Consider the following 2230-nt stretch of genomic DNA (forward strand, 5'->3'; position numbering starts at 1 on the left):
AGCGAAGCTTTTTTAAGAGCCTAAGCACCTACTGGACGCTGATGACGCTCGCTCCTGTGGGGCTTGGGGCATCGTTTTATATCAGCGGCGAGCTTCAGGAGCTACTAAATAAAACCGAGCTTACGAGCTGGATAAATTTGCTTAAAATTCTACCCTACTTAATCGTTTGGGGGATTTTTGCTATCACTTACGCTACGGCGATCAACCGCGAGATCCGTGCAAAAGCGGTGCTTGCCTCATCGCTCGTAGCATCGATTTTATGGTGGCTTTCAAGACTGGTTTTTGCGCAATACGTCTTTTATAACAAAACCTATCTTAGCATATATGGCTCATTTTCGGTCGCGCTATTTTTCTTTCTGTGGATCTACATAAGCTGGATTTTCTACCTATACGGCGTGAAATTCTGCGTATTTTTGGACGCTAAATTTAAAAGAGGTGGCGAGCGACAAAGCGCTTGAAATTTTTTAATTTCATAACGAATTTTACGAAAGATTATAGTAAGAATTGACGATAATCGCATATAAATTGGCAGTTTTAACGATAAGTTCTCGTCAGTAAAAGGATTAAATTTGAGCTCTCGTCTTTGTTCGGTCTGTATACGAGTGATTAAATTTAAATTATAGAATTTCTCAAGGAGGGCTAGATGGCGTTTGTAGCAGAATATATTTCAAAAGAGGACTTGAAGCAATATGATATTTTAAGCAATATGAACGAGCTATTGATGAAACACAATTACACATACCCAATCCAGGATAATGATACCGATTGGATGAATTGGGTTATCGATAAGCAAAGAGATGCTTGGCTTATTCATGTATGTTTAGCATCTATGCCGGATCCACGAGATGGCTATACGGGCGAGGATATTTGGTTGCTTTATTATAAAGGTAAAAATATCGAGCTTGATATAAGGCGAATTTATGACGAAACTACGAGTAAATATTTCACGGAAAATCCATTTAAAATCAAATATAAATTCCAAAGCGTAAATTCTGACATTGGAGATATTTCAATGGATGAAATTTATGAAATTTTAAATGAAGCATTATTGGAATACGGAGATGATGGTATCGATGGCAGAAAATTTTTACCAAAAGAGCATGAAATCGTAACTTTTTTACACGATTAAAATTCAAAGAACCAATGAGCTGCGTCAAAATACCTCTGATATTTCACCATCCAAATTTAATATTTTCTACTGCGTTATAAAACGCCCCACTCTTTTTTATATTCGTTTATTATCTCATCGGATGTTTTTTCTCCCTTATCGACCTTGATAAGATCTATTATATCTTGCTGTTTGCAAACATACCCTCTATCGCGTGGTTGCAGATGATAGATCTGTTTTGCTCGTATTGTTCTGCGCTCAGCTCGTCTTTATATTTTTCAAGTATAGCCAAACTCTTTTCTAAACTATAAACTTCCGGATATTTTTGCATGCTTTATCCCCTAGCAATATAAAATTTTATCAGCCGCGGCGTCTATTAAAAAGCAAAGCTCAAGCGGGCAGGCGCACTTTTTGCTACGAATAGCTTGCAAGTAGTTTGCACTTCGCCGCAGCTAAAGCAGATAACTATTAGATGACGGGAAATTTTACCGCAAGTAACTCACAAATAAATTTAACAAAACCCTTATCAAGCAAAAAAACGAAGGTAAAAGCCGTCAAATAAAACTGCTACTCCCTTACGATGAAAGCTCCAGTAAACTTGCCATTATGCGCGAAATCTCTCGCCTCATCCTCGCTTTTAAATCCACTTAAAAAGACGCGATAAATCGGCGCGCCATCTATGCTAAATTCTTTGATGATCGCAGGATATCCCGCCGTGCCGTGATAATCGCGCTGATAAATTTGTGCGCCGCTTCTGTTTCTAAACGCACCGATTTGCACCATAAAATTTCCGCCGACAATGGTCGCTTTCGGCGAGCCTTTGGCGATAGTATGTCCATAAAAGCCCACTACTTCGAGTTTTACCGGCGCCGTACCTTTGGCAAATACGCCTACTAAATTAGCAGCTGTTTTGCTAAGATCGATGATGCGACCATCCACGAATGGACCGCGATCGTTGATGCGTACGGTTGCGGTAGCGCCGGTGTCGCGATTAACGACCTTTACCATAGTATTCATTGGATAGGTTTTGTGCGCGGCAGTCATGCCGTTCATATCGTAAATTTCGCCGTTTGAGGTGTATTTGCCGTGGAAATTCGGCCCGTACCAGCTGGCGATACCGAT

At 40.0% G+C, this 2230-nt stretch carries 3 protein-coding genes and 1 pseudogene; 2 read left to right on the plus strand and 2 right to left on the minus strand.

The genetic code is table 11. From position 1 onward, the window contains the following. A partial coding sequence (locus Q0117_RS04115) for a YihY family inner membrane protein (RefSeq protein WP_297922933.1) occupies window positions 1–458 on the plus strand: 458 nt, incomplete at its 5' end. Window positions 459–643: 185 nt separating this feature from the next. Continuing rightward, window positions 644–1129, plus strand: coding sequence for a hypothetical protein (locus Q0117_RS04120; protein WP_297922935.1), 486 nt, complete (start codon window positions 644–646; stop codon window positions 1127–1129). Window positions 1130–1203: 74 nt separating this feature from the next. Here Q0117_RS04120 and Q0117_RS04125 read toward each other — a convergent pair. Continuing rightward, a pseudogene (locus Q0117_RS04125) lies at window positions 1204–1439 on the minus strand (hypothetical protein). Between the two features lie 236 nt (window positions 1440–1675). Further along, on the minus strand, window positions 1676–2230 hold a 555-nt coding region (locus Q0117_RS04130; protein WP_297922938.1), incomplete at its 5' end, for an SPOR domain-containing protein.

Source organism: uncultured Campylobacter sp., assembly GCF_937997535.1.
GTDB lineage: Bacteria > Campylobacterota > Campylobacteria > Campylobacterales > Campylobacteraceae > Campylobacter_B.